Source organism: Aquimarina ulvae (genome assembly GCF_053613295.3).
In genome coordinates this window covers 734,546-760,450 of record NZ_JBSIBP030000001.1, presented here as the reverse complement: position 1 = coordinate 760,450, position 25,905 = coordinate 734,546, and the positions used below count along the sequence as shown (strand labels likewise).

Genomic DNA, 25,905 nt, shown 5'->3' with positions numbered 1-25,905 from the left:
AAAAACAAGTTTACGACTAGTAGTTCTTAGTAATTTTGCGTGAAACAAGTATCAAAATTACCCCTAGAGATGTTAACCCCTTTAAATTAAAAATTAACATTTATCAATTGTAAACAAGAATGACAAACGTACTAATCGCAGATCATCATCCTATTACTAGAAAAGGGATCGCTTCTTTGCTTAGAAATTCTGAAGATTTTGAAATCATCGGAAAAGTAAGCAACGGAAATGAAATGTATGATATTTTGAAAACTAAAACTCCTGACATTTTGATCATGGAGTTAGACTTGCCTCAAATTAATGGCATCATGGCGTTGCGAACCATTAAAAAAGAATTCACTGGGATAAAAGTTATTATTTTCAGCTCTCATCCTGAAGAAATGTATGCACTAAGTGCGATCAAGGCTGGTGCTTCTGCATATCTATCTAAAACAGTGGCAACTAAGACCCTTAAAAAGGCTATTGACCGTGTTGCTCGCGGGGGCATCTACCTTAACGACAATTTAACTCAACAGTTAGCCAATGGCAATACGAATGAGAACAATATGGTCGTGAAGTACAAAAAATTATCTTCAAGAGAAATAGAAGTATTGAATTTATTATCTTCTGGAAAACGTAATAAGGATATTGCTAGTACTTTATCTATAAACGAAAAGACAGTAAGTACCTATAAAACGAGATTGCTTAAAAAACTTAAGGTAGATAATTTGGCTGATTTAATTCACCAGTCTAGATTATTACACATTAATTAAATCACTCGATTTAGTTTTTGATATAAAAGTTTCTTTAACGTCTGATAATCTCTTATATCTTCTAAAATATTGAGATTATTATCAAAATTTAGGGCTTTCACTTCTTGTGAAAGCTCATTTATTTTTTCGTTAATTAAGTATCTGCGTAGATTAAGAATAGTATCAGAAACATATTGAGAAACAGAATGTTCCTTTTTCTTCACATGAATTTCCATATCCGACCATCTATGTAACGCATGACGTTCTTCATCCATCATAATTTCTGTGATTTCGTATGCAACATCTGGTGGGATTTGATTAATGAAATGTTCAATTTTAAAATCATCTTGCTGATTTAATTGATCAATCAAAATTTTATAAACTTCTTTAAATGTATTTTGGGTAAACTCAATTTCATCTTCTTGAAGGTCTAAATATATTTTCTCAAAAACTTTTGTAGTATATAATTCTGGTTCTAAAAAAAGTTCTCCTTCTTCATTTTCTTTCATAACGAGATCCTCGAATTCTTCTTCTTTAGTACCATACAACAATAAGATTTCGATGATTTTTTTTTCTAGGCCATTTTGTTCATTTATCTTAGGTTGTTGGGCCTGTTGCTTGACAACTTCTAATGGTTTTGTAATTTCTTTTTGTTGTTTGCGCTGATCTTTATTATCAGTATTGCGAATTTGGGCCAAAGTATCAAAAAGCACATTTTCGGAAATATCCATAATACGAGAACACTCCTGCACATAGATTTCACGCTTGATCACATCAGGGATTTTAGCAATACTAACTACCATATCCCTTACTAATTCGGCTTTCTTAACAGGATCTGTTTTTGATTCTTCCTGTAATAGTGAAGCCTTAAACCTTATAAAATCCTGGGCATTTTCTTCTAAATATAAGGTGAGTTCTTCCAGTGTATTTTGCTTTGCAAAGCTATCAGGATCCTCTCCCTCTGGAAAACTACATACCTTAACGTTCATCCCTTGCTCCAAAATCAAATCGATTCCTCTAATTGAAGCCCTCATACCTGCTGCATCGCCATCAAATAAAACAGTAATATTCTTAGTAAGTCTGTTTATCAATCTGATTTGATCCGACGAAAGCGCTGTTCCTGATGAAGAAACTACATTTTTAACTCCTGTTTGATAAAACTGAATTACGTCGGTATATCCTTCTACCAGAAAACAGTTGTCTTCTTTAGCTATTGATTGCTTAGCGTGATAAATACCATACAGTACTTTGCTCTTATGATATATTTCACTTTCTGGTGAGTTAAGATATTTTGCAGCTTTTTTTTCATTGGTTAAAATTCTTCCTCCAAAACCTAATACACGTCCAGACATAGATTGAATTGGGAACATAACCCGACCTTTAAACCGATCAAACTGTTTTTCTTCTTTTACAATGGTAAGACCTGTTTTTTCAAGAAACTCTAACTGATATCCTTTCTTAATAGCTTCTGATGTAAACGCATCCCAACTATCGGTAGAATAACCTAATCCAAATTTCTCAATTATATCTAGGGTAAAACCCCGTTCTTTAAAATAAGATAACCCTATAGCCTTGCCTTGTTCTGTTCTATGAAGTGTCTTCTGAAAATACGTATTAGCAAACTCACTAACCAGATACATGCTTTCTCGTTCATCAGCCTGTACTTTTTGCTCATCAGTTTGCTCGGTCTCCTCTATTTCAATATTATATTTTTTTGCAAGATATTTTATCGCTTCGGGATATGTAAAGTGTTCGTGTTCCATCAAGAATGCCACTACATTCCCACCTTTACCACTAGAAAAATCTTTCCAGATTTGTTTTACTGGCGACACCATAAAAGAAGGTGTTCGTTCTTCGCTAAAAGGACTTAATCCTTTAAAATTACTCCCTGATTTTTTAAGCTGCACAAAATCTCCTATCACCTCTTCTAATCGGGCAGTTTCAAAAACAGCATCTATGGTTGACTTATGGATCATGAAGCACTTAATGTGGTATTAAACAATAGACAAAAATAGTATAATTCTTGATACCCATTTCATTTCATAACTGTTTCTATAAACAAAGAGGCTGCCTTATAAAAGACAGCCTCCTTGTGGCTAAATTATAACTTGATAAATTAGATTATTCTGCGATTACAAATTTTCTTGTTATCTCCAATTCTGCATCATAAGACGCAAAACGAATAAAATATGTACCTGAAGCTAAATTGCTAATGTCTATTTGTTTCTGGGTTCCCTGGCTCGTTATTTCTTTTACTAATTGACCATACATAGAAAAAATCTTTATATTATCAATTGATCGATCACCTGCTGCTACATTTAGAGTCCCTTTAGCCGGAATAGGATAAATTTTGAAAGCGTCTGCATCTTCCGAACGAAGACCACTTAGAGGATATGTATCTAATCGTACTGATCCTTCCACACAGAAATCTGTTGCCTCTGAACTGGCAAAATCACCACCTGTTACAATTGTTCCTGCTTCACTAGATAAAGTATAAGAGCCATTACCAAAGTTACAACAGATACCATCACCGAATGAATCAGAAACTGTAAACGTGTATGTCCCGTCTCCTAAGTCCGAAATCGTCTCAGTCACTGTAGATCCGTCAGGATTTGCTGTAGAATAACTCTCTGATGCAACAACACTTCCTTCTGAGTCCGTTAGTGTCCAAGAAGTTTCTTGTGGATAATCATCAAAAGTAATACTTAAAGTTATGTCTCCAGAAACACAATCTTCACCACCTGGTCCACCGTCAGCAGTCAATTGCACATCGTCTATCGCTGCATCCGCTCTCCAAGTACCACCAGTTACTCTATTAAATCTTAATTGTACTCCAGTGCCTACATAATCAAACAGATCTATATCGGCCGTCCTCCACGAATTACCTTGATTACCGATTCTGCTCCAGATACTAGTCCAGGTAGTTCCTTCATCATTACTAGCTTCTACAGTTAAAGAGCCAAAATTACCAGCTCCAAACATATGATATTGAAAAGAGAAAGAAGCAGCAGTCGCTCCTGTTAGATCAAAGCAAGGAGATGTTATAATTGCTTGTTTATCAGGAAATCCGGTTCCATTACCAGAAGCTTCCACATAGATATAATTGGATCCATCTATAGCGCTAGAAGGACCTGTGCTATTAGATGGTGTTCCATTAGCTCCTACAATCCAATCAAGATCATCACCAGAACCTTGTGTCCACTCTCCAATACCGGCTTCAAAACTCTCTGCATAAGGAGGTAAAATACCTTCTAAACATCCAGAAGCAGCAGGAGTTGTAACACTAAGAGGATCGCTTGCCGCAGACTCATTACCTGCGGCATCCTTGGCTACAACTGTAAATTCGTACGTAGTCTCTGCGGTAAGCCCAGAAACTACCACCGTAGTTTCAGAAACTGTCGCTACCACAACACCATCCTGTAATACATCATATGCTGCTACACCCACATTATCTGTAGAAGGATCCCAACTCAATGTGGTTTGTCCTGCAGTAGTATTAGATGCTACGAGATTGGTTGGAGTTGATGGAGCTTCTGTATCAGGAGCTTCTGTAGTTACTGCCAATGCAGCACTAGCTGCCGACTCATTTCCAGCTGCGTCTTTTGCTACTACTGTAAAATCATATGATGTAGCTGGAGATAAACCTGTTATATCTGCTGATGTTGTAGCAACTGTTGCCGCCAAAACCCCATCCTGAAACACATCGTATGCGGTAACGCCAATATTATCGGTAGAAGCATCCCAGCTAATAGTTGTCGAAACATCAGTCGTATTAGATGCCACCAAGTTTGTTGGCACTGTTGGTGCTTCTGTATCTGGAGTATCCGGTTGAAGTTTAAAAGCAACTACGTGACTTCTTCTTACATTAGGAGCAGGACCTTTCATATATTCACTGATATGCCAAAAAGTCATATCATCTAGCGGATCAATAGTCATTTGTCCATAGTCTCCGTAACGACCGTCTCCTCTATTATTTTGCGCATCACCGTCTGCAGAAACTTGCTCTGCGAGGGTCATTGTACCCGAAGGATCACTCGTTAATCTACCTGTGTATCTCAATGATGTAAACACAGAACTACTTACCACAGTATACGCTAAACCAATATTACCTTGAGCATCTTGCGCTATACTACCACAGAATGCACTTAATCCATCTGGTTGCACATAAGTTCCTTCCTGAAAAATTGTCCAAGGTTGTCCGTCAGCAGTTTGCCTTAATTCGTACCAGCGAATACCAGCTAAACTATCTGTTCCATCCAAGTCAACTACGAAATTTAATACAATAGAATTGTGGGTACCAAAACGTCTATAATTTGTCATATACATCATAGTCGCTTGTAACGCATCGATGTCAGGTCCATTTCCTGGTTCATCCAAATTCTGGAAAGATCCGCCATCGAATACACTATCAAAAGGTGTAGTATCAATTTCCTGAGGTTGAGAAATTGTTGAATTACCCGGGTTAACCCAGTCTACATCGGTAGTCCAAACTTTTATATGATCTTGAGAAACTCCCGTCCAGCTATCATCTTGTAAATATAGTATGGAATGTCCTACTCCAACGGGAGGTAAATTTGGACCAGTAGAATTCGAGCCACCTGGACTATAAAAACCATTCGTAGCTGCGCCTGGTAGTGGAAAACCTAAAAACCCTGCATTAGGATCACCTACTAACATCTTATCTCTTTCTGCAGCAAACACCACATCGTTAGCACTTGGGTTATTTTGATCTTTGTTGGCAGTAATATAATATCCATCACTCCATATAGATAGCTTTTCATAATCCGGAAACGATCCTGTATTAAATCGGTAAGTAAACCATCCGTCGTTTACAGGGTCAGGTCCTTGACCAACTGCAATTAAAATACCATTTGGTGTATTACTAAATTCCATGATAATAAAACGGTCAGCATAGTTGTCATATACTACAATAGGATCCCCTAACGTTTCTCCTGGAAACAGTGTCCCTAACGAAGCTTCTGGCAACAATACATTACCAGATCTGTCCAGAATACCAAAACCTGAATTGAACGCATACACATAATGATTAGGACCTATGGCTCCTGTGGCATCATTTAATACAGTACCTATGTGTGCATCAAACGAAGCTATTTCTGTACTAACAGCCATTCTCGTTTGATTATTCTTTTGAGTTTGTAAAAGAGGATCATCTTGACCATATGCTGGTATCCCTTTACCAGGAACAAACATATTTTGACCTCTCTTTTTGTCCGGAGCGACGTGTTGGAAATTTTTTGCGGATATTATATTATCCATTTTCGAAAGAGCTGGAATGTTTCTCACATAAGCTGCTTTACTAATTGTTGAGGGGCCTTTTGGTCCTACTTGGGCAAGCATACCAAAACTGCAAAGCATAAAAAATGCTACGTAATAGAATTTTGTTTTCATATCTAAAATTTGGTTAACAGTTACATTGTTATATACCAATTTTAGCATAAGTAGTATTTCACTGACCTGTATACGGGCTAATACAAGCCTGACTTTTTTAAAAAAAACCTAATAAATTGACTATCAAAATGGATTTTAAATATATGCTATTTAGATTAAGAATAAAAAAAATACATGTCATAAAATACTTACAATCAATCCATTACTTTAAAACCGTAAATTACCTAAGGTATATCTCGACACTTATTTATTTAACAACTCCCTTTTATTTGTGTATTATTTAACAAAAAGAAAACAACTCTACTTCTCATAGTATTTTAACAGAGTATTCTCAACACCCTATAAAATCTAGATAACACAAAACGTAATTTATCTTTAAAGCTAAAAAGAGTTGTGGATAATCACAACTCTTTTGCCTCCAAAATGGGCTAACACTTAAAAATGAAATTAAAGCTAAATTCGAATTTGTTAAATTTCATAAATTTGAAATCTACAGAGAACCCTGCCGATTATGGTAATTATCAGAGGTCAAAACGCAACCCCAAAGAAACATTGTTCTGATCTACTGATGCATTCTGAAAAATTGGAGATAAATCATACTTAGCATATAACGACATATCACCAAAACCAATATAGGTGCTTAAGCCATAAATTAAATCACTTGTATTATAATCTCTTTTAATTTTATCTTTTATTCGGTCTCCATTTTCTTTATACTTTAATTTTTGACGTGTACTGATATTTGCTCCTACATAACCTCCTAATCCTATTCTAAACTTTCCGTGCGTTGAAAATCTCAACTTTTCTTCAGTTTCTGTTCTTTTTGAAGGCCCGAACTCTAAATGCATTGGCACTACCATATTGTCCATTCTAAACTTTGACTTATCCAGCTCTAACCGAAACTCTTCCAGCTCAGTTTGATCTCCATTTGCTACAAAATACCTGTTATCTGTTGGTTTAAGCCCATTAGATTGGTATGAAATCCCGTAGGTTACCCTCATAAAGTTTGAGTTTTTGAAAACTCTAGTTTTCCACACCAGACCTATCTCAAAAAATCGACTCCCTGCAATTTTATAATCTGAATCATCTAGTGATTGCCCTTCTACAATTGCATTATTCAACCCAAAGGCTACTACCAAATCGGAATATGTACGTCTATCGTACCTTATCTTTGTCTTCTTCCCGGTATTAACATTGAAACCGAATAAGATATCTCCATCATCCTTATCCTTAGCTCCAAGGCCTATTGAAATTTTACTTTTATCAGAGTTCAGATATTCACTATCATTTCTTTCTAGTAAGGCAATTTTATTTTTTATTATTGCCAACCGATTTTCGATATTCAATGCGCGTCTTTCTGCTGCAGTTTCCTTTAGTTTCTGAGCCTCATCCGTAGTTATCTCCCCTTTTACTAACCGCTCATTAATTGATTCTACCTCTTTTTTAAGCCCTTCTCTTTCAGAAGTAACAATAGCTTCTTTTTTCTGATTGAGTTCCTCAATTTTATTTCTATTATCTGTATCCTGTGCACTTAAAAAACAGGTACTAAGTATCATTGTCGTTAATACGACAAACATTATAATTGTTCTCATAAATAATATTAGATTTCACTTACAGTTTCCTCTCATTGAAAAGAGAGGAGATCTGTAAGCTTCGATTGATGAATGTTTAATTATCCCTTTCTGCTACAGTAGTTTTTAATTTCTCGAAACCTGTCTTAAGCGCTTCAAAAACACGATCTTTAAATGATTCATCTAACTCAGATTCTACGTCTAGAAGCAATGCAGATGCACTTACTGTATTTGATTTTAAAATTTCTTCTGTTGTGATTTCAAGCTGCGCTTTGCGAAGTAAAGCATCAACTTCTTCATCGGAAACAGTTTCGTTATTTTTTTCAAGTTCTTTCACTTTTTCGACAACATCTGCTATTTTACTTTCAATTGCTTTTGTAATAAGTTGTAGCGATTTACCTTCATCATAAACACCTTTATCTAACTCAATTGCAATAGTTGTTGTCGTACTAGTTTTAAAGATACGTTCCCTGATCCTATTTTGATTATTATTTTCCTCCTGAATATCTTCTTTATGCTTGCTGTTTTTTAAACTGCTACTTTCTCCATCATGACTCTTTGCAACCTTAGTATACTTAATAAAAGCTTCTTTATCAGCTTGTTCTTTCTTGGTCTCCTGGATTAATTCTTCGGGAATTATTTCTACAAAATCCGTAGATTTTTTTTCTTTAAAACTATCTTCACTAGCATCAACAAGCTCTCTATTACTTGGTTCAATTTTTTCATCAGACATGATAAAAACTGTTGAAAGAATTAAAAAACCTGCTATACTGGCAGCTATACCTAACCACCAATAATTTTTTACTTTTTTATGACTATGTTGATCATTTAATTGCTGTTCTAATATATTCCAAGTTTCGGCAGAAGGTTCTATAGTGCGCTGCTCCAACTTCTCCTTTATACTATCTTCAAACTTTAATGGCGCCATTACTAATTTTATTTTGTTGATTTAACTTTTGCTGCAGCATTTTTCTAGCCTTAAAAAGTTGAGATTTTGAAGTACCTTCACTCACTTCTAACATTTTAGCAATCTCATGATGTTTGTACCCCTCTACAGCATATAGTACAAATACCATTTTATAACCTTCTGGCAGACTATCTATCAATTCCTGAATTTGTTCTACTTCTAATTCTATATTAATATTATTCCAAGAAGCTTCCTGATAAACAGAAATATCTTCTGTAAATACTATCTGTTTTTGTTTTCTTAAAAAAGAAATCGATTCATTGACCATAATCCTTCGCACCCAGCCTTCAAAACTTCCTGTAAAATTGAACTGTTTCAAGTTAGTAAACACCTTAAGAAAACCACTTAGCATTACTTCTTCTGCAAAATGAATATCTTTAATATATCGTCTGCAGACGCTTAGCATTTTAGGAGAATATTTATCATATAGCTGCCGCTGCGCATCACGATGCTTATTTGAAGCTTTCTTAATAAGCTGTGTTTCGTTTTTATAAAACTGAATAACTTTCAATGTAAAAATCAATTATTTAAAACTCTCTATTTACATAGACGTGCTAACAAATAAAAAGGTTGCCTGATAAATTTAAAAAAACCTCTTATTAAGATTAATGGAGCAGCAGCTTGAACATGTATTGAGCCAACTACAGCACTTAAAAGATTTCAAGTTAGAAGAAAACCTAGTTATTTTTTACGATCGATTACATAATTTACCATTAATTCTAAAGATGACCTATACTCTGATTCAGGATATTCTAATAATATAGCTAATGCATCTTCTTTAAATTGATGCATGATTTTTATTGCATATTCTAATCCACCGTTCATTTTCACAAAATCAATAACCTCTTTGACACGTTTTTTATTCTTGTTGTGATTTTTAACAGAATTGATAAGCCATTTCTTTTTTTCTGTGGTGCAGTGATTTAAGGTATAAATCAAAGGCAACGTCATCTTTTGTTCTTTGATATCAATTCCGGTAGGTTTACCTATTGCTGTATCTCCATAATCAAATAAATCATCCTTAATCTGAAATGCCATTCCTATAAGTTCACCAAATTTTCTCATTTTTTCTACAGAGTCCGAATTTGGTTCTACGGAACAAGCTCCTACACTACAACACGCTGCTATTAAGGTCGCAGTTTTTTGACGGATAATTTCGTAGTAAATTTCTTCTGTTATATCCAGATTTCTTGCTTTCTCAATTTGTAACAACTCGCCTTCTACAATTTCTCGAACGGCTACAGAAATGATTTTTAACAAATCAAAATCATCATTATCAATACAAACCAACATCCCTTTGGAAAGCAAATAATCACCGATAAGCACGGCAATTTTATTTTTCCAAAGTGCATTAACTGCAAAAAAACCTCTTCGCCGATTAGAATCATCTACCACATCATCATGGACAAGGCTAGCGGTATGGATTAGTTCAATGACTGAGGCACCACGATAGGTGCGTTCTTCTATTTCTCCACCAGAAACCATTTTAGCAACAAGAAAAACAAACATAGGACGCATCTGTTTTCCTTTTCTATTTACTATATAATGAGTAATTCTATTAAGCAAAGCTACTTTAGAATACATTGAGTGAGAAAACTTTTGTTCAAAAAGTTCCATCTCATCAATTATGGGAAGTTTTATTTGCTCAACGACTTTCAATCTGAGGTAGATAATTTTGTTTTCTAACTAGTTGCGAAGATAGTATAATCCTTATTGAGGGTCAAAACAGATTATAAATAATTAACAAAACGCACAGAATTATGTCTTATTTGCCAATTGCCCGCAAGCAGCATCTATATCCTTACCTCTGCTTCTGCGGACATTTACTACAAACCCTCTTGCTTCTAATGCGATAATATAATTTTCTATTGCAGTATCTGAAGCTTGCTGAAACTCTCCATCATCTATAGGATTATATTCGATAAGATTCACTTTACATGGAACATAAGAACAAAACCTGAGTAACGCATCAATATCCTCTTTTCTGTCATTGATACCTTTCCAAACTACATACTCATATGTGATCCGGCTTTTGGTTTTTTCGTACCAATACTCTAATGCTTCTCGAAGGTCGGTAAGTGGAAAGTTATCATTAAATGGCATGATACTGGTTCGTACTTCATCAATTGCTGAATGCAATGATACAGCCAATTTAAATCGCACCTTATCATCTGCCATTTTTTTTATCATTTTTGGAACTCCAGACGTAGAGACCGTGATTCTTTTGGGAGACATCCCTAACCCTTCGGGAGAAGTTATCTTACTTATTGCCGTTAACACATTATTATAATTCATCAAGGGTTCTCCCATCCCCATGAAAACAATATTAGACAACGGACGATTATGATACAACCGACTTTCATTGTCAATAGCTACCACCTGATCATAAATCTCATCTGGATTTAAATTTCTCATCCTTTTCAGGCGTGAAGTAGCGCAAAATCTACAATCCAGACTACATCCTACCTGTGATGAAACACAGGCCGTTGTTCTTGTGGGAGTTGGAATTAAAACTGATTCGACCACTAATCCATCATGAAGACGAACAGCATTTTTTATAGTACCATCTGTACTGCGCTGCATCTGATCAACTCTAATATGGTTGATCACAAAATTGTTTTCCAGTAACTGCCTAGTAGCTTTTGAAATATTCGTCATGCTCTCAAAACTATGAGCACCTTTACTCCATAACCATTCATATACCTGATTTCCCCGAAAAGCTTTATCCCCACTTGCTACGAAGAATTCACGAAGTTGCTCTTTGGTGAGCGCACGTATATCTTTTTTTTTTGCTTTCATTAGTTTGCAAAAGTATGCAAAAGATAGATGTCTCTCTCTACCTGAAAGCATAAACTATTTAAAGAATTATGTCTGGCGGATTTTATTTTTAGAATTTTACCGTCCTGAAATCTTCCCGTTTATCCTTACGTGAATTTCCAACACGTTTCCATTGGTGTACACCACCTCCTCCTCTGTACCGTACATTAAGAATGTCTATATCATCTTCATCTATCCAGATTTGACAATCTGATACTTTTCCACTTTTAATATCAGTAAATCTACCATCTGTATATTTTAGTTCGCTTTTATTCCTTAAACCTTTGAGGATAACCAATCCTTCGACTGGTTGATTTTTATCATTTCCTTCACATTGGTAACATACAGCATCTCTCTCTGATTGACGAAGCATTCTTTGTATTGATCCAAAAACCTTGTTTTTTATCATGTATAATTGAACGATATTGATCGCTACTCCGGTTTCTTTATCATAAGCTTTCCATTGACCCAATATCGGGTTTGCATCAAAAGATCCTAATAAATCTTCTTTTAGTTCAACATCTACTGGATTGTCACCTAACCAGATTTTAAACAGTGCTTGTTTAAATTCTAAACTATTTCTAACCGCTCCTAGTCTTTCAATATTTCGATATAATGTAAGGTTTTGATCTTTAGTGTAAACAATTTTGAATATTTCGTATTTATTAATTATATCTGGAAGAAGTTTAAGGAAATCTCTAATTTGATCCTCCATTAAATAACTATTACCATCCGTAGCTCTTTCTAATCCATTTCTGATAATTTTGTTCATCTCTTCATTAGTAATATCAGTAATTGTTTTTATGGTAAGTGCCATGGTAGCATTTTTTTCGGCAACCATAAGCCCATCCTCAACTCCATCTACTTCAAAATCGAGATATAATCCAATAGCATATAACTTTTCTCTTTCACCAGCTCCATTGAGCATTAACTCCTTATTTTCAAAAACGTCAATATCATTAAAATGAAGATCACCAACTTTGGTTTGTGAAAATGAAAAGAAGGTTATAAAAAATAAAACGATGTGTAAAATTCTACTCATAAATTATTGTTTAGTTCTCTTTTTTAATTTAAGGCATTCACAATAAACGATTAATATTTTAAAAAGAAGAATCAGAAATTCTTACTCTTATTTTTTTCGACAAAACACCTGATTAATCGTCGTAAAACCATCAGAAAATACGGAAAAACCGTAATTTTTTTCTCAAAAGATTCGCAAAATACTTATTATTTATGAAATAACCATTATAACTTATTAATTTTAAGATTTATACAACAAAAATATCGATATTATGCTGGACAGCCAATACAAAAAAACACTCTTATTTACAAAAGGTCAGTAAAGTAAAAACGCTATTTTATCTTCATAAAGTAGCGTTTTTATATAGTATTTTATAAAAATGCCGCTTATATAATTAACATAGCATCACCATAAGAATAAAACTGATATTTTTCTTTTACTGCTTCTTCGTACGCTTCCTTAATAAAATCGTGCCCTGCAAAAGCAGAAACCATCATTAGTAAGGTCGATTTTGGTGTATGAAAATTTGTAATCATACTGTTTGCTATACTAAAATCGTATGGAGGAAATATAAATTTATTTGTCCACCCCCTAAATTCATTTAATGTGCTATCAGAAGAAACTGCACTTTCCAGCGCCCTCATTACCGTTGTACCAACAGCACAAATTCTTCTCTTATTGGTAATTCCATTGTTTATAGCTTCTGTAGCTTTTGCGGTTATATACGCCTCTTCACTATCCATTTTGTGTTTTGACAAATCCTCAACTTCTACCGGATTAAAAGTACCTAAGCCAACATGTAAGGTAATTTCTGCAAAATCAACCCCTTTAATTTCTAAACGCTTCATAAGGTGTTTAGAAAAGTGTAACCCTGCTGTAGGTGCTGCAACTGCTCCTTCATTTTTTGCATAAATCGTCTGATATCGCTCTTCATCCTCTGGCTCTGCATCTCTTTTGATATATTTAGGCAAAGGGGTTTCTCCTAAATCTGTAAGCTTTTGTCTAAATTCATCATAAGACCCATCGTATAAAAACCGAAGTGTTCGTCCTCTTGATGTAGTATTGTCAATTACTTCTGCCACTAGGCTTTCATCATCTCCAAAGTATAATTTATTACCAATCCTAATTTTACGTGCAGGATCCACGAGCACATCCCAAAGACGCGTTTCTGAGTTCAGTTCACGTAATAAAAACACCTCTATTCTAGCCCCTGTTTTTTCTTTATTGCCATATAACCTGGCCGGAAAAACTTTGGTATTATTAAGGACCATAACATCTTTAGGCTCAAAATAGTCTATAAGATCTTTGAATTGCTTATGTTCAATTGTTTTATCTTTTCTATTAAGAACCATTAAGCGTGCTTCATCTCTGTTTTCTGATGGATACTCTGCCAATAAATCCTGTGGAAGGTCAAAATTGAAATGTGATAACTTCATTCGTGTTTGTTTTTTTGGAAATGCAAATATACAATCTCGACACAGGGGTTGTCAAGTAAATGACCATATATATTTTTACTTACAATACTTTAAAATCTAATTTCTTTAAATCATTCCAAAAATCAGGATATGATTTTGAAACTACATCTGCATCATTGATAAACAATGTTGTTCTAAGAGCAAGTGGGGCAAACGCCATTGCCATTCGATGGTCGTGGTATGTATCTATTCTGACATCTGGTTTAATTGATGAACTTGGTGACAACCTTAACGAATCTTGTGTTATAATGATCTCTCCTCCTAATTTTTCTATTTCTATTTTTAACGCTTCTAACCTATCTGTTTCTTTTATTTTTAACGTATGTAATCCCGTAAGATAGCAGGCTTTCCCTAATCCAAAGCAAGTAACTGCGATTGTTTGTGCAATATCAGGTGAGTTCGCCAAATTCAATTCTAAAACCTCTGTTGTACTTGATGAAGAAACTTTTTCTAAGACAATTCTATGATCATCAAAAGTAGTTTCTACTCCTAGTTTTTTATAAATAGTGGCTAGCGCCGAATCTCCCTGATAACTATTCTGTTTGTAACTCCCAAGCGTTACGTGCTTATCGTCTGATAACGCTACAATACTATAAAAATAGGAGGCAGAACTCCAATCCGATTCTACGACAATATTTTTGGAAGAAACTATTTCTTTTGGTTCAACAGTAATGATGTTATTTTCAAAAGTTCCTGAAACACCTACATCTTTTAGCAGACTTAATGTCATTTTTATATATGGAACTGAAGTAACTTTCCCTTCTAACTTGATTTCCAAACCTTGCGGCAAAGAAGGAGCAATTAGCATTAATGCCGAAATGTATTGACTACTAACATTGGCAGCCAAAGAAACACTATTAGTTATCGGATGCTTTCCTATAACCTTAATTGGTGGAAACCCTTCTTCTTTTTCGTAGCTAATTTCACATCCTAATTGTCTTAGTGCATCCACAAGAACTTTAATAGGACGTTCTTGCATCCTTTTGCTACCGGTCAATATTGTTTTACGACCCTTCAGCACCGCAAAATACGCAGTAAGAAAACGCATGGCAGTTCCCGCATGATGGATATCTACAACCTCATTTTTACTCGCTAATGCAGTTTGCATTAATTGTGAGTCATCGCTATTAGATATATTCTCTATCGCTATTTGTGGATAAAGCGCCTGTAATATTAACAACCTATTTGTTTCACTCTTGGATCCTGTGATTTGCAAGGAGTTACTTTTAATATTCGAAATGTTATTTAATTTCAAATTCATCATTGATTTGATTTGCGTTTTTTTAATTCAAAATAATATCCAAGAATCATCCCATACAATAACCCACCTACGATTCTGGATAATACATATCGTATCCAAAGACCATTATTTATTTTTTCATTTAGGAAAGTATCAAAGGCTAAACCACCATATTGCATGAAATGCTCAATGATACTAAACAAGACCACAAAAACAAGCCCTAACAATACTACGGAAACCCAATATTTTTTTGAAGAAACTATTGATGTAAACATTATTTTAGTTTATTGTTATTATGATGACGATCATGGTCTCTTTTTGTTTTAATATCAAGCTTTTTATCAAATGCTTCCTGAAGGTTTACTCCTGTTTGATTAGCAAGACACAACACCACAAACATTACATCTGCTAATTCTTCTCCTAAATCTTTGTTTTTATCGCTTTCTTTTTCACTTTGCTCACCGTATCGTCTAGCAATTATTCTAGCCACCTCACCAACTTCTTCTGTTAGTTGTGCCATATTGGTAAGTTCGTTAAAGTATCTGACTCCGTGATTTTTGATCCAATCATCGACTGCCTTTTGTGCATCTTGGATATTCATACTTATATTTTTTTAAGGACTACTTGTTCGTTTTCTTTTTGTATCACTTGATTATAAAACTCCTTAATTGTTGAGTAGTAGTTTGCCGGAATCACAGAAGCTGTAACAGTTTCATCCACTACAACCTGAATTACTCCATTTAACACATTAGATCTAAATGTAAATTTACCCATATCATCCGGCATTTTAAAAGCCAATGTTTTTGGGCACTCTACTACTTCATAACCTTCAGGTATTTTAATATTCACCATATATTTATTAGAAATACTATATCCAAAGTCTATTGGGTATTTTCTATCATCTGACTTAAATATATTTTTCTTATCCCTCAAAAATAATAAAGGAGAAAAGAATATTTCATCTTCAATCGTTTCAATTTGGTTTTCAATAATAAAATTGAATTTTTCACTCACCCCTTTCCCATATTCCTTGATACCTTTTACCGTATATGTACCTTCAATATTAACCAAAGAAAAATTTCCAAGAGTTACTTTTCCATTAGGTGCTAGATCTTTAAAAAAAGGGCTTTTATATTCTTTGAATAAAGCCCGAACCTTTGACAAAACATAGGTTATTTCCTGATCACCCTTTATAATTTCTATAGGATATCCATCAAATGCTCTCTCTTTTGTTCTTAGCGGGATTTTCTCCGGATTCACTACTTTATATGAAGCTGCTTCAACACTTAACTGATAATTTGCAATTGGAAACCAGGGTTCTATGAATGCTGTATTTTTACTCTCGAGTTCACTTTCATAAACCATCGTATATGGGTAATTAACTGGCGTATGATCAAAGTATATATATCGATTATCCCCAATAAGAGAGAATCCATCGTACACACTCCTATCACTGAAATCCTTTCTTTTAAATTTTTTAACTTCCTGCCCCAATGCATTGTAAACAGTTGCCCGCACCTTTTTTATTTTAGTATCCGGATCATAAGGCTCATAAGAATTCGCGTGGCGATCTCCATATTTATTTAATACCGTAACAATACGTTTTGTTTTCACAGTTATAGAATTGACCGCATTAATTTCTATTACAACATCCTCTGATCTTACAATAGCATTTGCATTTTGAGTAAGCATAGAATCGATAAGAACAGCTTGTAAACTAAGATCGTCCTGCGCATTATTACTCTCAGAAACACATAAAAAAACAGCAACTATAATTAGTTGTATTTTTTTTAGCATATAAAATTTATTTTGGGGGATTATTATTCTTTGTTTTTTGTATCTATTATAATAGTCACTGGTCCATCATTAAGAAGCGATACTTTCATATCCGCTCCAAACACACCAGTTCCAACATTTTTACCTAACTCAAACTCTAATTGCTTTATAAATTCTTCATACAAAGGAAGCGAAATCTCTGGTTTTGCCGCTTTGGTATAACTAGGACGATTTCCTTTGCGTGTACTAGCGTGTAATGTAAACTGACTTACTACAATTACTTCTCCATCTGTATCCTTGACACTTTTATTCATAACACCTTTATGGTCTCCAAAGATCCTTAACTTACTTATTTTACCCGTTAACCATACAATATCCTCTTTAGTATCTTGTTCTTCAATACCTATTAAAATCAAAAGCCCACGGCTTATTTGTGAAATCTTTTCTCCTTCAACCGTTACAGATGCTTTAGAAACTCTTTGAACAACAGCTCTCATTATATAGTGTCTTATAAGAATAAAATGTTACCACCAAAACGTGAAAAAATTTTAATCTTCATTGTCATAGTTGTTTTTTCTATAATGTTCTTCTTCTCCTTCTAGGATTTGTAGATAGCTTTTATATCTGGACCAGGGAATTTCTTCATTATCTAAAGCTGCCTTTACCGCACATTTAGGTTCGTTAATGTGAAGACAATTATTAAATTTGCATTGTTCTTTTAGTTCAAAGAATTCCGGGAAGTAATCTCCCAGCTCTTCTTTATCTATATCAACAATACCAAAACCTTTAATACCTGGGGTATCAATAATCTTGGCGTCAAAACTAAGATCATACATTTCTGCAAAAGTAGTAGTATGCTGACCTTGTTGATGCTGATCACTAATCGCTGCTGTTTTAAGAGATAAATCGGGTTCGATTAAATTAACCAATGTTGACTTGCCTACTCCACTATGACCGGAAAACATACTGACTTTTCCATTCATCAAAGATTTCACCTCGTCAATATTTTTACCAGTTTTTGCTGAGATACCTATGCATTCATATCCTATTTCTCTGTATAAAGCGGCTAAATATTTTATTTCTAAAAGCTGTTCTTCATTGTAGGTATCAACTTTATTAAATAGCAATACTGCTTTGATATCATATGCCTCTGCCGTTACTAAAAAACGATCGATAAAGGTTGTAAACGTAGGAGGATTATTAAGCGTAACTAATAAAAAAACCACATCAATGTTTGAAGCTATGATGTGGGTTTGCTTTGAGAGGTTTACCGATTTTCGGATGATATAATTGCGGCGCTCCCGGATATTTTCTATAACACCTGTTTCGCTATCGTTATTGGTTTCTAATTTAAAATCCACCCTATCACCGACGGATACAGGATTGGTACTTTTAATACCTTTTATTCTAAATTTACCTTTTATCCGACACTCGTAGACCATACCGTTATCTGCTTTAACAGTATACCAACTTCCGGTAGATTTATATACAGTTCCTGTCATAAATGCAAAGATGCAAATAAATCTCTACACCCAGTAAATATTATACATATTTAAGATTGTACCACTTTTTTCTGATGGTTGATCGACTCCTGATGTATCGCTTTATAGATCCTTAAAATAAATTCCTCGCTCAATCCTTTTTCTTCTCCTTCAAGAATCATTTTGCCTAAAATTTCATTCCATCGTTTAGATTGTAATATAGCAACATTTTGTTTTGCTTTTGCCTTACCAATCTCATCAGAAATCTTCATTCGTTTTGATAAAACGTCCAACAACTGGTTGTCAGCAACATCAATTTTTGCGCGTAATTCACTCAATGTTTTCTGGTATGCTTCATCCACACCAATTTCTTTCCGAATTTTTAAGTCTTTCATATACTGAATTAGAGTATCTGGTGTAATTTGTTGCGCAGCATCACTCCAGGCGTTATCAGGATCATAGTGTGTTTCTACTATTAACCCATCAAAATTGAGGTCTAACGCGGTTTGTGAAAGGTCAAATATCAAATCTCTTCTTCCTGCAATATGCGAAGGATCTAAAATTAGTGGTAAATCCGGAAAGCGATTTTGCAAATCAATAGGTATCTGCCACTCCGGAATATTACGATATTTAGTTTTTTGATACGTTGAAAACCCTCTATGTATTACCCCCAGATTTTTAACATCACACGTATAAAAACGTTCCACGGCTCCTAACCAAAGTGATAAATCCGGGTTGATAGGGTTTTTTATCAGCACAGGATTGTCAATTCCTTTACAGGCCTCTGCAATATCCTGAACGATAAAAGGAGAAACGGTACTCCTCGCACCAATCCATAACACATCAACTCCGTGTTCTAATGCCAATTCTACGTGATGAGGATTTGCCACTTCGGTAGCAATTTTCATTCCTGTTTCTTCTTTAGCACGTTGCAACCATTTTAATCCTAAAGCTCCCACTCCTTCAAAATTCCCAGGCCTTGTTCTTGGTTTCCAGATTCCAGCACGCAATACTGTGGCATCAGAGTCTTTAAGTTGATGTGCTATTTTGACTACCTGTTCTTCGGTCTCAGCACTACAAGGTCCTCCTATTACTAATGGGTGATCTAAATTATAATCATCTAGCCAGTTTCTTAACTCTTTCTTATTTTCCATCTCTATTTTATTCTCTATTAGTATTTATTTTTGGTAGTTATTTTATGAAATTCCTTTCAAAATTGTTTTTATATGGTTTGTATCTTCCATTTCTTTATAAATTTCGACAAAATTATCTTCTTCCATTAATTCCTTAAACTGTGTAAGATTTGCTATATATTCTTTCAAGGTTTCAATGACATTCTCTTTATTATGTTTAAAGATTGGAGCCCACATCTCTGGAGAACTTTTTGCTAATCGGACAGTAGATGCAAATCCGCTCCCCGCCATATCAAAAATATCTCTTTCATTTTTTTCTTTCTCAATTACAGTTTTTCCTAACATAAAAGAACTGATATGCGATAGATGCGAAACATATGCTATATGCTTGTCATGAGAAGCTGGATCCATATATCGAATTCTCATTCCTAATCTGGTAAAAATTTCCATTCCACGTTCCTGTAATTTAAATGCTGTTTTTTCTACTTCGCAAATTATATTGGTTTTACCTCGATACAGATTAGCTGTAGCTGCATTTGGTCCTGAATATTCTGTCCCCGCAATAGGATGTGCTGCTAAATAATTTCTTCGGTTAGGGTGATCACTGACAGAATTACATAATTTCATTTTAGTAGAACCAACGTCAAAAACCAAGCACTCATCATTGATTTTATCTAAAATTACCGGCAAAAGTTTTACGGTGACATCTACCGGAATCGCTGTAATTACTACATCTGCTTTCTCTAATGCTTCTAAATTTGATTTTTTATCGATCAGACCTAAAGAAATAGCTTCATCCAGATGCTCTTCACTTTTATCAATACCATAAATCACTGCTTCATTAAAAGCGGCTTTGATATCAATTGCAAATGATCCTCCAATTAACCCTATTCCTATTACGAACACTTTCATTCTATTTAGCGGTTATGACTTTTAATTAATAATATGATTATTTGACAGTTGCAATTTTTCTGTTTTAAACCTTCCAATTGCCTCTTTTATGTTTTCTTTGGTAACACATAGTGAAAAACGAATGTACCCTTCTCCATTACTTCCAAAGATATCTCCAGGAGTTATAAATATGTTTTTGTTATATAAGATATCATCAATAAAATCCATTGCATTAACTCCTTTAGGAAGTTTTGCCCAAACAAACATTCCTGCGGCAGTTTTATCGTAAGTACATCCTAGAGTTTTTGCTAATTCCCAGATCAACTCTCTCCTTTCCCTATAAATCGTGTTCATTCTTGTATACCAACTGTTCGAAATATTTAATGCGGCAATTGCTCCTTTTTGGATTCCTAGAAACATCCCACTATCCATATTACTTTTTACTTTAAGAATAGCATCAATTTTATCTTTACTGCCACTGACCATTCCTACTCTCCATCCTGCCATATTGAATGTTTTGCTCAGAGAGTTAAGCTCTAATGCTACCTCTTTGGCTCCATTAATAGATAAAATACTTATTGGACTATCGTTTAAAATAAAACTATATGGATTATCTTTTACCAACAAAATATTATGCTCACTCGCAAAATCTATTAATTTTTTAAACAATTGGATATTTCCATTAGCACCAGTTGGCATATGAGGATAATTAATCCACATAATTTTCACTTTGCTTAAATCCCTTTTGGATAGCAGGTCAAAGTCAGGCTCCCATTTATTATCAGCTACTAAATCATAAAGTACTGGTTTTGCACCGACCAGATTGGTTACTGATGTATAGGTTGGATATCCAGGGTTGGGAACTAAAACTTCATCTCCTTCATTAAGGTACGCCAAGGATATGTGCATAATCCCTTCTTTTGATCCCATTAAAGGCAAAATTTCATTCTCAGGATTTAACGTTACTTTATATTTATTATGATAAAAATCTGCAATAGCCTGCCTTAACTCTGGTAAACCCTGATAACTTTGATACTTATGAGCACCATCTACAACTACTGCGTTTTGTATTGCTTGCACTACTTTTTTTGGAGGATCTAAATCAGGACTACCGATAGCCATGTTTAATATAGGTTTTCCTGAAGCTGCCAAAGCTCTTACTTCACGTAGTTTCTTAGAGAAATAGTATTCCTCGATTGTTTCTAGTCGTTTTGCCGTCTGAATCCTCATCCGTTCTGATTTTTATATTCTCCTAAAATTTTTAGTTCTAACGCCATAATTTTTAATATGGAAATTGCTTTTTGATAATCTCCATACTCTCTGAACGTTACATCGATAAAGAATGAATATTTCCAAGGCATATCAATTACTGGTAATGACTGAATCTTAGTAAGGTTTAATTTACAATCACTCATGACGTTAAGTACAGCAGCCAGGCTTCCTCTTTTATGATCCGTCAAAAACTTTAAAGATGCCTTATTAATTTCTCCTTTATCAACTCCAGACCCTTCATTTGTATGAAGTATAAAAAACCTGGTACTATTAGATCTAATTGTTTGTATCTCTCTGGCCAAAATTTTGAGTTGATATATGTTGGCTGCTGTTTCTCCAGCAACAGCAGCTATCCCTTTTAATTGCTGTTCCTGAATTCTTTTTGCCACATCTGCAGTATCAGCATCCTCAACTAATTTTATGTGCGGTTGTCCTCTAAAAAATTCTTTGCATTGTAATAATGCCATTGGGTGCGAATACACTTCTCTTATATCTGAAATCTCCTGTCCCTTAAGCGCCATCAAACAATGATGAATTGGAAGAAAATACTCCCCACATATCGTTAGATTGTGTTCATCAATATATGCATAATTGGGAATGATAGATCCTGCGATAGAATTCTCAATAGCCATAACTCCATCGGTGCTTTTCTTATCCTCTAAACTATGCACCAGTTCCTGAAATGACAAACATTCATCTATATCCACATCATTACCAAAATAAGCTTGTGCAACTCCGTGGTGATACGAACCTTTTATTCCTTGTATGGCAATTTTCTTTTTCATTTGCTCTTTCTATGGTTTTCTAATAGTTACACTTCGACTATTTTTGTTTGAGCTTGAAACCAAAACGTTCCTATTTTGACACGAACAAGAGTATACTTGATAACTTATTTCAAACGTTTTAAATTTTTATCTCAAAAAAAAAATCCCGAATTTTCATCGGGATTCTAGTTTTATAAATTTTGCTTATTTACTTACATAGTGAACCCGATCTTGCTTTTAAAATAAAAGAAGAAAAAATAAAATTGGTTCCAAGTAAACAAATTATTCATTGTTGTCGGTACTTAACTGTGTTGCTAAAGTAGCTAAAACTATTACTTTATAAAATAAATTTTCATTTTTTTCATTGATGTACACCCATTATCATTAAATATCAAATTTTTGATTAAAATCAATGAAATATTTTAAACAAATAATTGAATATTATACGAATCTTCTACGTTTTTAAACACTAACAAACGTTAGTAATTATAGCACTCCCAGTTCTTTACCCACTTTGGTGAAAGCTTTTACTGCTTTTTCCAGATGCTCTCGCTCGTGTCCTGCTGATAGTTGTACTCTGATTCGGGCTTTTCCTTTCGGTACGACCGGATAGAAAAAACCAATAACATAAATACCTTCTTCCAATAATTTGGCAGCAAACTCTTGTGCCAGGGTAGCCTCATATAGCATCACCGGAACAATTGGATGATCTCCTGAGACAATATCAAATCCTACCGCGCTCATTTCTGATCTAAAATATCTGGTATTCTTTTCCAATTTATCTCTTAGCGCTGTTGAAGAGGTTAATAGATCTAATACTTTTATGGACGCTCCCACTATTGACGGTGCTACGGTATTAGAAAATAAATAAGGTCTAGAGCGTTGCCTTAACATTTCTACGATTTCTTTACGGGCAGCCGTAAATCCTCCAGAAGCTCCACCCAACGCTTTACCATAAGTTCCTGTAATAATATCAATTCTCCCCATCACATCTCTATATTCGTGAGTTCCACGACCGGTTTTGCCAAGAAAACCTGTAGAATGACATTCGTCTATCATAACCATTGCTTTATAAGTATCAGCTAGATCGCAAATTTTATCTAATTGGGCGATTGTACCATCCATTGAAAATGAACCATCTGTTACAATTAGTATTCTTCTGGATCCTTTTGCTGATTCTAATTGCTTTTTCAGATCAACCATATTGTTATGCTCATATCTAAAACGTTTTGCCTTGCATAAACGAATACCATCTATAATAGATGCATGATTTAATGAATCTGAAATAATGGCATCTTCTGCAGTAAGAATGGGTTCAAAAAGACCACCATTAGCATCAAAGGCAGCAGCATACAAAATGCAATCTTCCATCCCCAAAAACTGCGCTGTCTTTTTTTCTAATTCTTTATGAATATCTTGGGTACCACAGATAAACCTAACAGAAGAAAGCCCATATCCATGAGAATCTATTGCATCTTTACCAGCTTGTATGACATCTGGATGGGATGACAGTCCTAAATAATTATTAGCACAAAAATTCAATACGTGTTTTGAGTTTGTAGTGTCTATCTCTGCCCCTTGAGGAGTTGTTATTATCCGCTCAGACTTATATAATCCTGCGGACTTAATATCATTCAACTCTTTTTGTAAATCGTCTTTTATATTTGAAAACATGAGTAGCTTATTATTTTATATTCTTATTATTCACTTTTTAATATTCGGTCAAATACGTTCTAAAGCATTAAAATCTCTTTATTTTTGGATCCCTTTTTATATTTTTCCTGTAGCTTTTGAATCATTACTTCTGTAATATCCTTCAGATTAAATTCAGATTGCCATCCCCAATCCTTTTTTGCAGAAGCATCATCAATTGATTTTGGCCACCTCGAAGCAATCTCTTGTCTAAAATCTGGCTTATATGTGATTTCAAAATCCGGATATAATTTACGAATTTCAGCAACAACTTCTTCTGGTGAGAAACTAATTCCTGCAATATTATAAGAAGTCCTTATGGTGATGCTTTCTTTTGGCGCTTCCATTATCTCAATTGTTGCCCTTATAGCATCCTCCATAAAAATCATAGGGAGTGTCGCATCTTCTTTTAGGAAACAATTAAAATCTTCTTTTAGTACTGCTTTATGATAGATGTCTACGGCATAATCCGTTGTTCCCCCTCCGGGTAATGATTGATAACCGATAACCCCAGGATATCGAATAGATCTTACATCTAGACCATATCTGAGAAAGTAATATTGTGCCCAATTCTCTCCGGCAGCCTTACTCATACCATACACCGTTGCAGGATTAAGATATGCATCACCTGGTGTATTCTCTGATGAGGCTCCTTCTCCAAAAACTGCTATAGAACTTGGAAAAAACACGCGATCTATATTATTATTTATTGAAACTTCCAGCACATTGAACAACGTTTTCATATTGATTTCCCAAGTGGTCAGGGGTGTTTCTTCTCCTTTGGCTGACAGGATCGCTGCCAAATGATAAATCTGAGTAATACCATATCTTTCTACTACCTCCTGAATTCTACCTCTATCAGTAGCATCAATTATTTCAAATATTCCTTTATAGTTACCATTTGCTCTAATATCAGAAGCTATCACATTTTCAATTGTGTATTTTTTCTGAAGCTCTTTAGTCAACACTGAACCCAATTGGCCATTAGCACCAATTACTAAGATTTTTGTACCCATATCCCTTCTTAAAATTTTAACACTATCAAGCGTTATTTACTCACTAAAATAATCATAGCAACTTTTATATCCGAAGATTACAAAAAACTAAGTAATATTTCCTTTAAAGTTATGTTTTAAAAGCTATATTTACTTGAATCATATAGTTAATATTATGCTATGAAGTAATTTTTCAACTAGATTTATGGAACAATTAGACAAAACTGATACTACAATTCTCAGAATACTGCAAAGAGATTCAAAAAAAACTGCTAAAGAAATTGCTGTCATTCTTAATCTAACTCCGTCTCCTGTTTATGAGCGGGTAAGAAGGTTAGAGAAGCAGGGCTATATAAAAAAATATGTAGCGATTCTAGATAAAAAATTAATAAACAGATCGGTTACTACTATATGTCAGGTATCTATGCGTTACCATAATGAAGCTTTTATTGAAAAATTTGAAGAACAAATCCAAAATCTAGATGAAGTTCAGGAATGTTATCATATGGCAGGACAGGTAGATTTTGTTTTAAAAATCCACACACAAAGTCTGGAGGAGTATCACTATTTTGTGAAGACCAAACTTTCTAAAATCGAAAATATTGGCGTCCTAAATAGCACATTTGTTTTAAAAGAAATTAAACATACGTCTGAATTTTATATATAAACT

23 protein-coding genes are annotated in these 25,905 nt (G+C 34.4%); 2 read left to right on the top strand and 21 right to left on the bottom strand.

Features of this window, described 5'->3' with window-relative positions; genetic code table 11:
• The first annotated feature begins 119 nt into the window (after window positions 1-119).
• On the top strand, window positions 120-752 hold the full coding sequence (locus tag ACWGOQ_RS03325; RefSeq protein WP_452057135.1) for a response regulator: 633 nt from the start codon (window positions 120-122) through the stop codon (window positions 750-752).
• Here the strand turns inward: ACWGOQ_RS03325 and dnaG are convergent.
• The 21 genes from dnaG to ACWGOQ_RS03220 all read right to left on the bottom strand — a co-directional run bounded on the left by dnaG (window position 749) and on the right by ACWGOQ_RS03220 (window position 25,256).
• Complete coding sequence (gene dnaG / locus ACWGOQ_RS03320) at window positions 749-2,707, bottom strand: DNA primase (protein ID WP_452057134.1); 1,959 nt, start codon at window positions 2,705-2,707, stop codon at window positions 749-751. The two genes, ACWGOQ_RS03325 and dnaG, sit on opposite strands and share 4 nt — an antisense overlap.
• A 145-nt stretch (window positions 2,708-2,852) precedes the next feature.
• Window positions 2,853-6,140 (bottom strand): T9SS type A sorting domain-containing protein, encoded by a 3,288-nt coding sequence (locus tag ACWGOQ_RS03315; protein WP_452057133.1) that lies wholly within the window; start codon window positions 6,138-6,140, stop codon window positions 2,853-2,855.
• Window positions 6,141-6,661: 521 nt separating this feature from the next.
• Complete coding sequence (locus tag ACWGOQ_RS03310) at window positions 6,662-7,732, bottom strand: antitoxin VbhA family protein (protein ID WP_452057132.1); 1,071 nt, start codon at window positions 7,730-7,732, stop codon at window positions 6,662-6,664.
• Between the two features lie 76 nt (window positions 7,733-7,808).
• Window positions 7,809-8,639, bottom strand: a complete 831-nt coding sequence (locus tag ACWGOQ_RS03305; RefSeq protein WP_452057131.1) for a hypothetical protein — start codon at window positions 8,637-8,639, stop codon at window positions 7,809-7,811.
• Window positions 8,620-9,189 (bottom strand): RNA polymerase sigma factor, encoded by a 570-nt coding sequence (locus ACWGOQ_RS03300; RefSeq protein WP_452057130.1) that lies wholly within the window; start codon window positions 9,187-9,189, stop codon window positions 8,620-8,622. Before ACWGOQ_RS03300 ends, ACWGOQ_RS03305 begins: the two co-directional genes overlap by 20 nt.
• A gap of 170 nt (window positions 9,190-9,359) precedes the next feature.
• A complete protein-coding gene (locus ACWGOQ_RS03295) occupies window positions 9,360-10,337 on the bottom strand; it encodes a polyprenyl synthetase family protein (RefSeq protein WP_452057129.1) in 978 nt (325 codons plus the stop codon).
• Window positions 10,338-10,436: 99 nt separating this feature from the next.
• The gene (rlmN, locus tag ACWGOQ_RS03290) at window positions 10,437-11,477 is read right to left on the bottom strand and encodes a dual-specificity RNA methyltransferase RlmN (RefSeq protein WP_452057128.1); all 1,041 of its coding nucleotides are present in this window, start codon (window positions 11,475-11,477) and stop codon (window positions 10,437-10,439) included.
• Window positions 11,478-11,565: 88 nt separating this feature from the next.
• Complete coding sequence (locus tag ACWGOQ_RS03285; protein ID WP_452057127.1) at window positions 11,566-12,537, bottom strand: chalcone isomerase family protein; 972 nt, start codon at window positions 12,535-12,537, stop codon at window positions 11,566-11,568.
• Between the two features lie 365 nt (window positions 12,538-12,902).
• Window positions 12,903-13,952 carry a tRNA preQ1(34) S-adenosylmethionine ribosyltransferase-isomerase QueA gene (queA, locus tag ACWGOQ_RS03280; RefSeq protein WP_452057126.1) on the bottom strand — a complete coding sequence of 350 codons (1,050 nt, stop codon included), beginning with the start codon at window positions 13,950-13,952 and terminating at the stop codon, window positions 12,903-12,905.
• A gap of 79 nt (window positions 13,953-14,031) precedes the next feature.
• Window positions 14,032-15,252: a 3-phosphoshikimate 1-carboxyvinyltransferase gene (locus ACWGOQ_RS03275; protein WP_452057125.1), complete on the bottom strand. Its 1,221-nt coding sequence runs from the start codon at window positions 15,250-15,252 to the stop codon at window positions 14,032-14,034.
• Window positions 15,252-15,506: a hypothetical protein gene (locus tag ACWGOQ_RS03270; RefSeq protein ID WP_452057124.1), complete on the bottom strand. Its 255-nt coding sequence runs from the start codon at window positions 15,504-15,506 to the stop codon at window positions 15,252-15,254. The genes ACWGOQ_RS03275 and ACWGOQ_RS03270 overlap by 1 nt, the downstream gene beginning before the upstream one ends.
• Window positions 15,506-15,832 carry a nucleotide pyrophosphohydrolase gene (locus tag ACWGOQ_RS03265; protein WP_452057123.1) on the bottom strand — a complete coding sequence of 109 codons (327 nt, stop codon included), beginning with the start codon at window positions 15,830-15,832 and terminating at the stop codon, window positions 15,506-15,508. The genes ACWGOQ_RS03270 and ACWGOQ_RS03265 overlap by 1 nt, the downstream gene beginning before the upstream one ends.
• Window positions 15,833-15,834: 2 nt before the next feature.
• Complete coding sequence (locus ACWGOQ_RS03260; RefSeq protein ID WP_452057122.1) at window positions 15,835-17,028, bottom strand: DUF3858 domain-containing protein; 1,194 nt, start codon at window positions 17,026-17,028, stop codon at window positions 15,835-15,837.
• Window positions 17,029-17,051: 23 nt separating this feature from the next.
• Entirely contained in the window at window positions 17,052-17,504 is a 453-nt protein-coding gene (dtd, locus tag ACWGOQ_RS03255) for a D-aminoacyl-tRNA deacylase (protein ID WP_452057121.1), read from the bottom strand.
• 51 nt (window positions 17,505-17,555) lie between these two features.
• Window positions 17,556-18,509: a ribosome small subunit-dependent GTPase A gene (gene rsgA, locus ACWGOQ_RS03250; protein WP_452057120.1), complete on the bottom strand. Its 954-nt coding sequence runs from the start codon at window positions 18,507-18,509 to the stop codon at window positions 17,556-17,558.
• 50 nt (window positions 18,510-18,559) lie between these two features.
• A complete protein-coding gene (locus tag ACWGOQ_RS03245) occupies window positions 18,560-19,642 on the bottom strand; it encodes a chorismate mutase (RefSeq protein ID WP_452057119.1) in 1,083 nt (360 codons plus the stop codon).
• 42 nt (window positions 19,643-19,684) lie between these two features.
• Complete coding sequence (locus ACWGOQ_RS03240) at window positions 19,685-20,533, bottom strand: prephenate dehydrogenase (protein WP_452057118.1); 849 nt, start codon at window positions 20,531-20,533, stop codon at window positions 19,685-19,687.
• A gap of 21 nt (window positions 20,534-20,554) precedes the next feature.
• Window positions 20,555-21,742 (bottom strand): pyridoxal phosphate-dependent aminotransferase, encoded by a 1,188-nt coding sequence (locus ACWGOQ_RS03235; RefSeq protein WP_452057117.1) that lies wholly within the window; start codon window positions 21,740-21,742, stop codon window positions 20,555-20,557.
• Window positions 21,739-22,569 carry a prephenate dehydratase gene (locus ACWGOQ_RS03230; RefSeq protein ID WP_452057116.1) on the bottom strand — a complete coding sequence of 277 codons (831 nt, stop codon included), beginning with the start codon at window positions 22,567-22,569 and terminating at the stop codon, window positions 21,739-21,741. Before ACWGOQ_RS03230 ends, ACWGOQ_RS03235 begins: the two co-directional genes overlap by 4 nt.
• A gap of 465 nt (window positions 22,570-23,034) precedes the next feature.
• On the bottom strand, window positions 23,035-24,222 hold the full coding sequence (kbl, locus tag ACWGOQ_RS03225) for a glycine C-acetyltransferase (protein WP_452057115.1): 1,188 nt from the start codon (window positions 24,220-24,222) through the stop codon (window positions 23,035-23,037).
• A 59-nt stretch (window positions 24,223-24,281) separates the two neighbouring features.
• Window positions 24,282-25,256: an NAD-dependent epimerase/dehydratase family protein gene (locus ACWGOQ_RS03220; protein WP_452057114.1), complete on the bottom strand. Its 975-nt coding sequence runs from the start codon at window positions 25,254-25,256 to the stop codon at window positions 24,282-24,284.
• A gap of 184 nt (window positions 25,257-25,440) precedes the next feature.
• On the opposite strand from ACWGOQ_RS03220, the gene ACWGOQ_RS03215 reads away from it, so the two are divergent.
• Entirely contained in the window at window positions 25,441-25,902 is a 462-nt protein-coding gene (locus ACWGOQ_RS03215; protein ID WP_452057113.1) for an Lrp/AsnC family transcriptional regulator, read from the top strand.
• Window positions 25,903-25,905 lie beyond the last annotated feature (3 nt).

Bases quoted from the DNA above. Each gene is read 5' to 3' on its own strand.
- ACWGOQ_RS03325 (WP_452057135.1), top strand. From the start codon at position 120: ATGACAAACGTACTAATCGCAGATCATCATCCTATTACTAGAAAAGGG.
- dnaG (WP_452057134.1), bottom strand. From the start codon at position 2,707: ATGATCCATAAGTCAACCATAGATGCTGTTTTTGAAACTGCCCGATTA.
- ACWGOQ_RS03315 (WP_452057133.1), bottom strand. From the start codon at position 6,140: ATGAAAACAAAATTCTATTACGTAGCATTTTTTATGCTTTGCAGTTTT.
- ACWGOQ_RS03310 (WP_452057132.1), bottom strand. From the start codon at position 7,732: ATGAGAACAATTATAATGTTTGTCGTATTAACGACAATGATACTTAGT.
- ACWGOQ_RS03305 (WP_452057131.1), bottom strand. From the start codon at position 8,639: ATGGCGCCATTAAAGTTTGAAGATAGTATAAAGGAGAAGTTGGAGCAG.
- rlmN (WP_452057128.1), bottom strand. From the start codon at position 11,477: ATGAAAGCAAAAAAAAAAGATATACGTGCGCTCACCAAAGAGCAACTT.
- ACWGOQ_RS03285 (WP_452057127.1), bottom strand. From the start codon at position 12,537: ATGAGTAGAATTTTACACATCGTTTTATTTTTTATAACCTTCTTTTCA.
- queA (WP_452057126.1), bottom strand. From the start codon at position 13,952: ATGAAGTTATCACATTTCAATTTTGACCTTCCACAGGATTTATTGGCA.
- ACWGOQ_RS03275 (WP_452057125.1), bottom strand. From the start codon at position 15,252: ATGAATTTGAAATTAAATAACATTTCGAATATTAAAAGTAACTCCTTG.
- ACWGOQ_RS03270 (WP_452057124.1), bottom strand. From the start codon at position 15,506: ATGTTTACATCAATAGTTTCTTCAAAAAAATATTGGGTTTCCGTAGTA.
- ACWGOQ_RS03265 (WP_452057123.1), bottom strand. From the start codon at position 15,832: ATGAATATCCAAGATGCACAAAAGGCAGTCGATGATTGGATCAAAAAT.
- ACWGOQ_RS03260 (WP_452057122.1), bottom strand. From the start codon at position 17,028: ATGCTAAAAAAAATACAACTAATTATAGTTGCTGTTTTTTTATGTGTT.
- dtd (WP_452057121.1), bottom strand. From the start codon at position 17,504: ATGAGAGCTGTTGTTCAAAGAGTTTCTAAAGCATCTGTAACGGTTGAA.
- rsgA (WP_452057120.1), bottom strand. From the start codon at position 18,509: ATGACAGGAACTGTATATAAATCTACCGGAAGTTGGTATACTGTTAAA.
- ACWGOQ_RS03245 (WP_452057119.1), bottom strand. From the start codon at position 19,642: ATGGAAAATAAGAAAGAGTTAAGAAACTGGCTAGATGATTATAATTTA.
- ACWGOQ_RS03240 (WP_452057118.1), bottom strand. From the start codon at position 20,533: ATGAAAGTGTTCGTAATAGGAATAGGGTTAATTGGAGGATCATTTGCA.
- ACWGOQ_RS03235 (WP_452057117.1), bottom strand. From the start codon at position 21,742: ATGAGGATTCAGACGGCAAAACGACTAGAAACAATCGAGGAATACTAT.
- ACWGOQ_RS03230 (WP_452057116.1), bottom strand. From the start codon at position 22,569: ATGAAAAAGAAAATTGCCATACAAGGAATAAAAGGTTCGTATCACCAC.
- kbl (WP_452057115.1), bottom strand. From the start codon at position 24,222: ATGTTTTCAAATATAAAAGACGATTTACAAAAAGAGTTGAATGATATT.
- ACWGOQ_RS03220 (WP_452057114.1), bottom strand. From the start codon at position 25,256: ATGGGTACAAAAATCTTAGTAATTGGTGCTAATGGCCAATTGGGTTCA.
- ACWGOQ_RS03215 (WP_452057113.1), top strand. From the start codon at position 25,441: ATGGAACAATTAGACAAAACTGATACTACAATTCTCAGAATACTGCAA.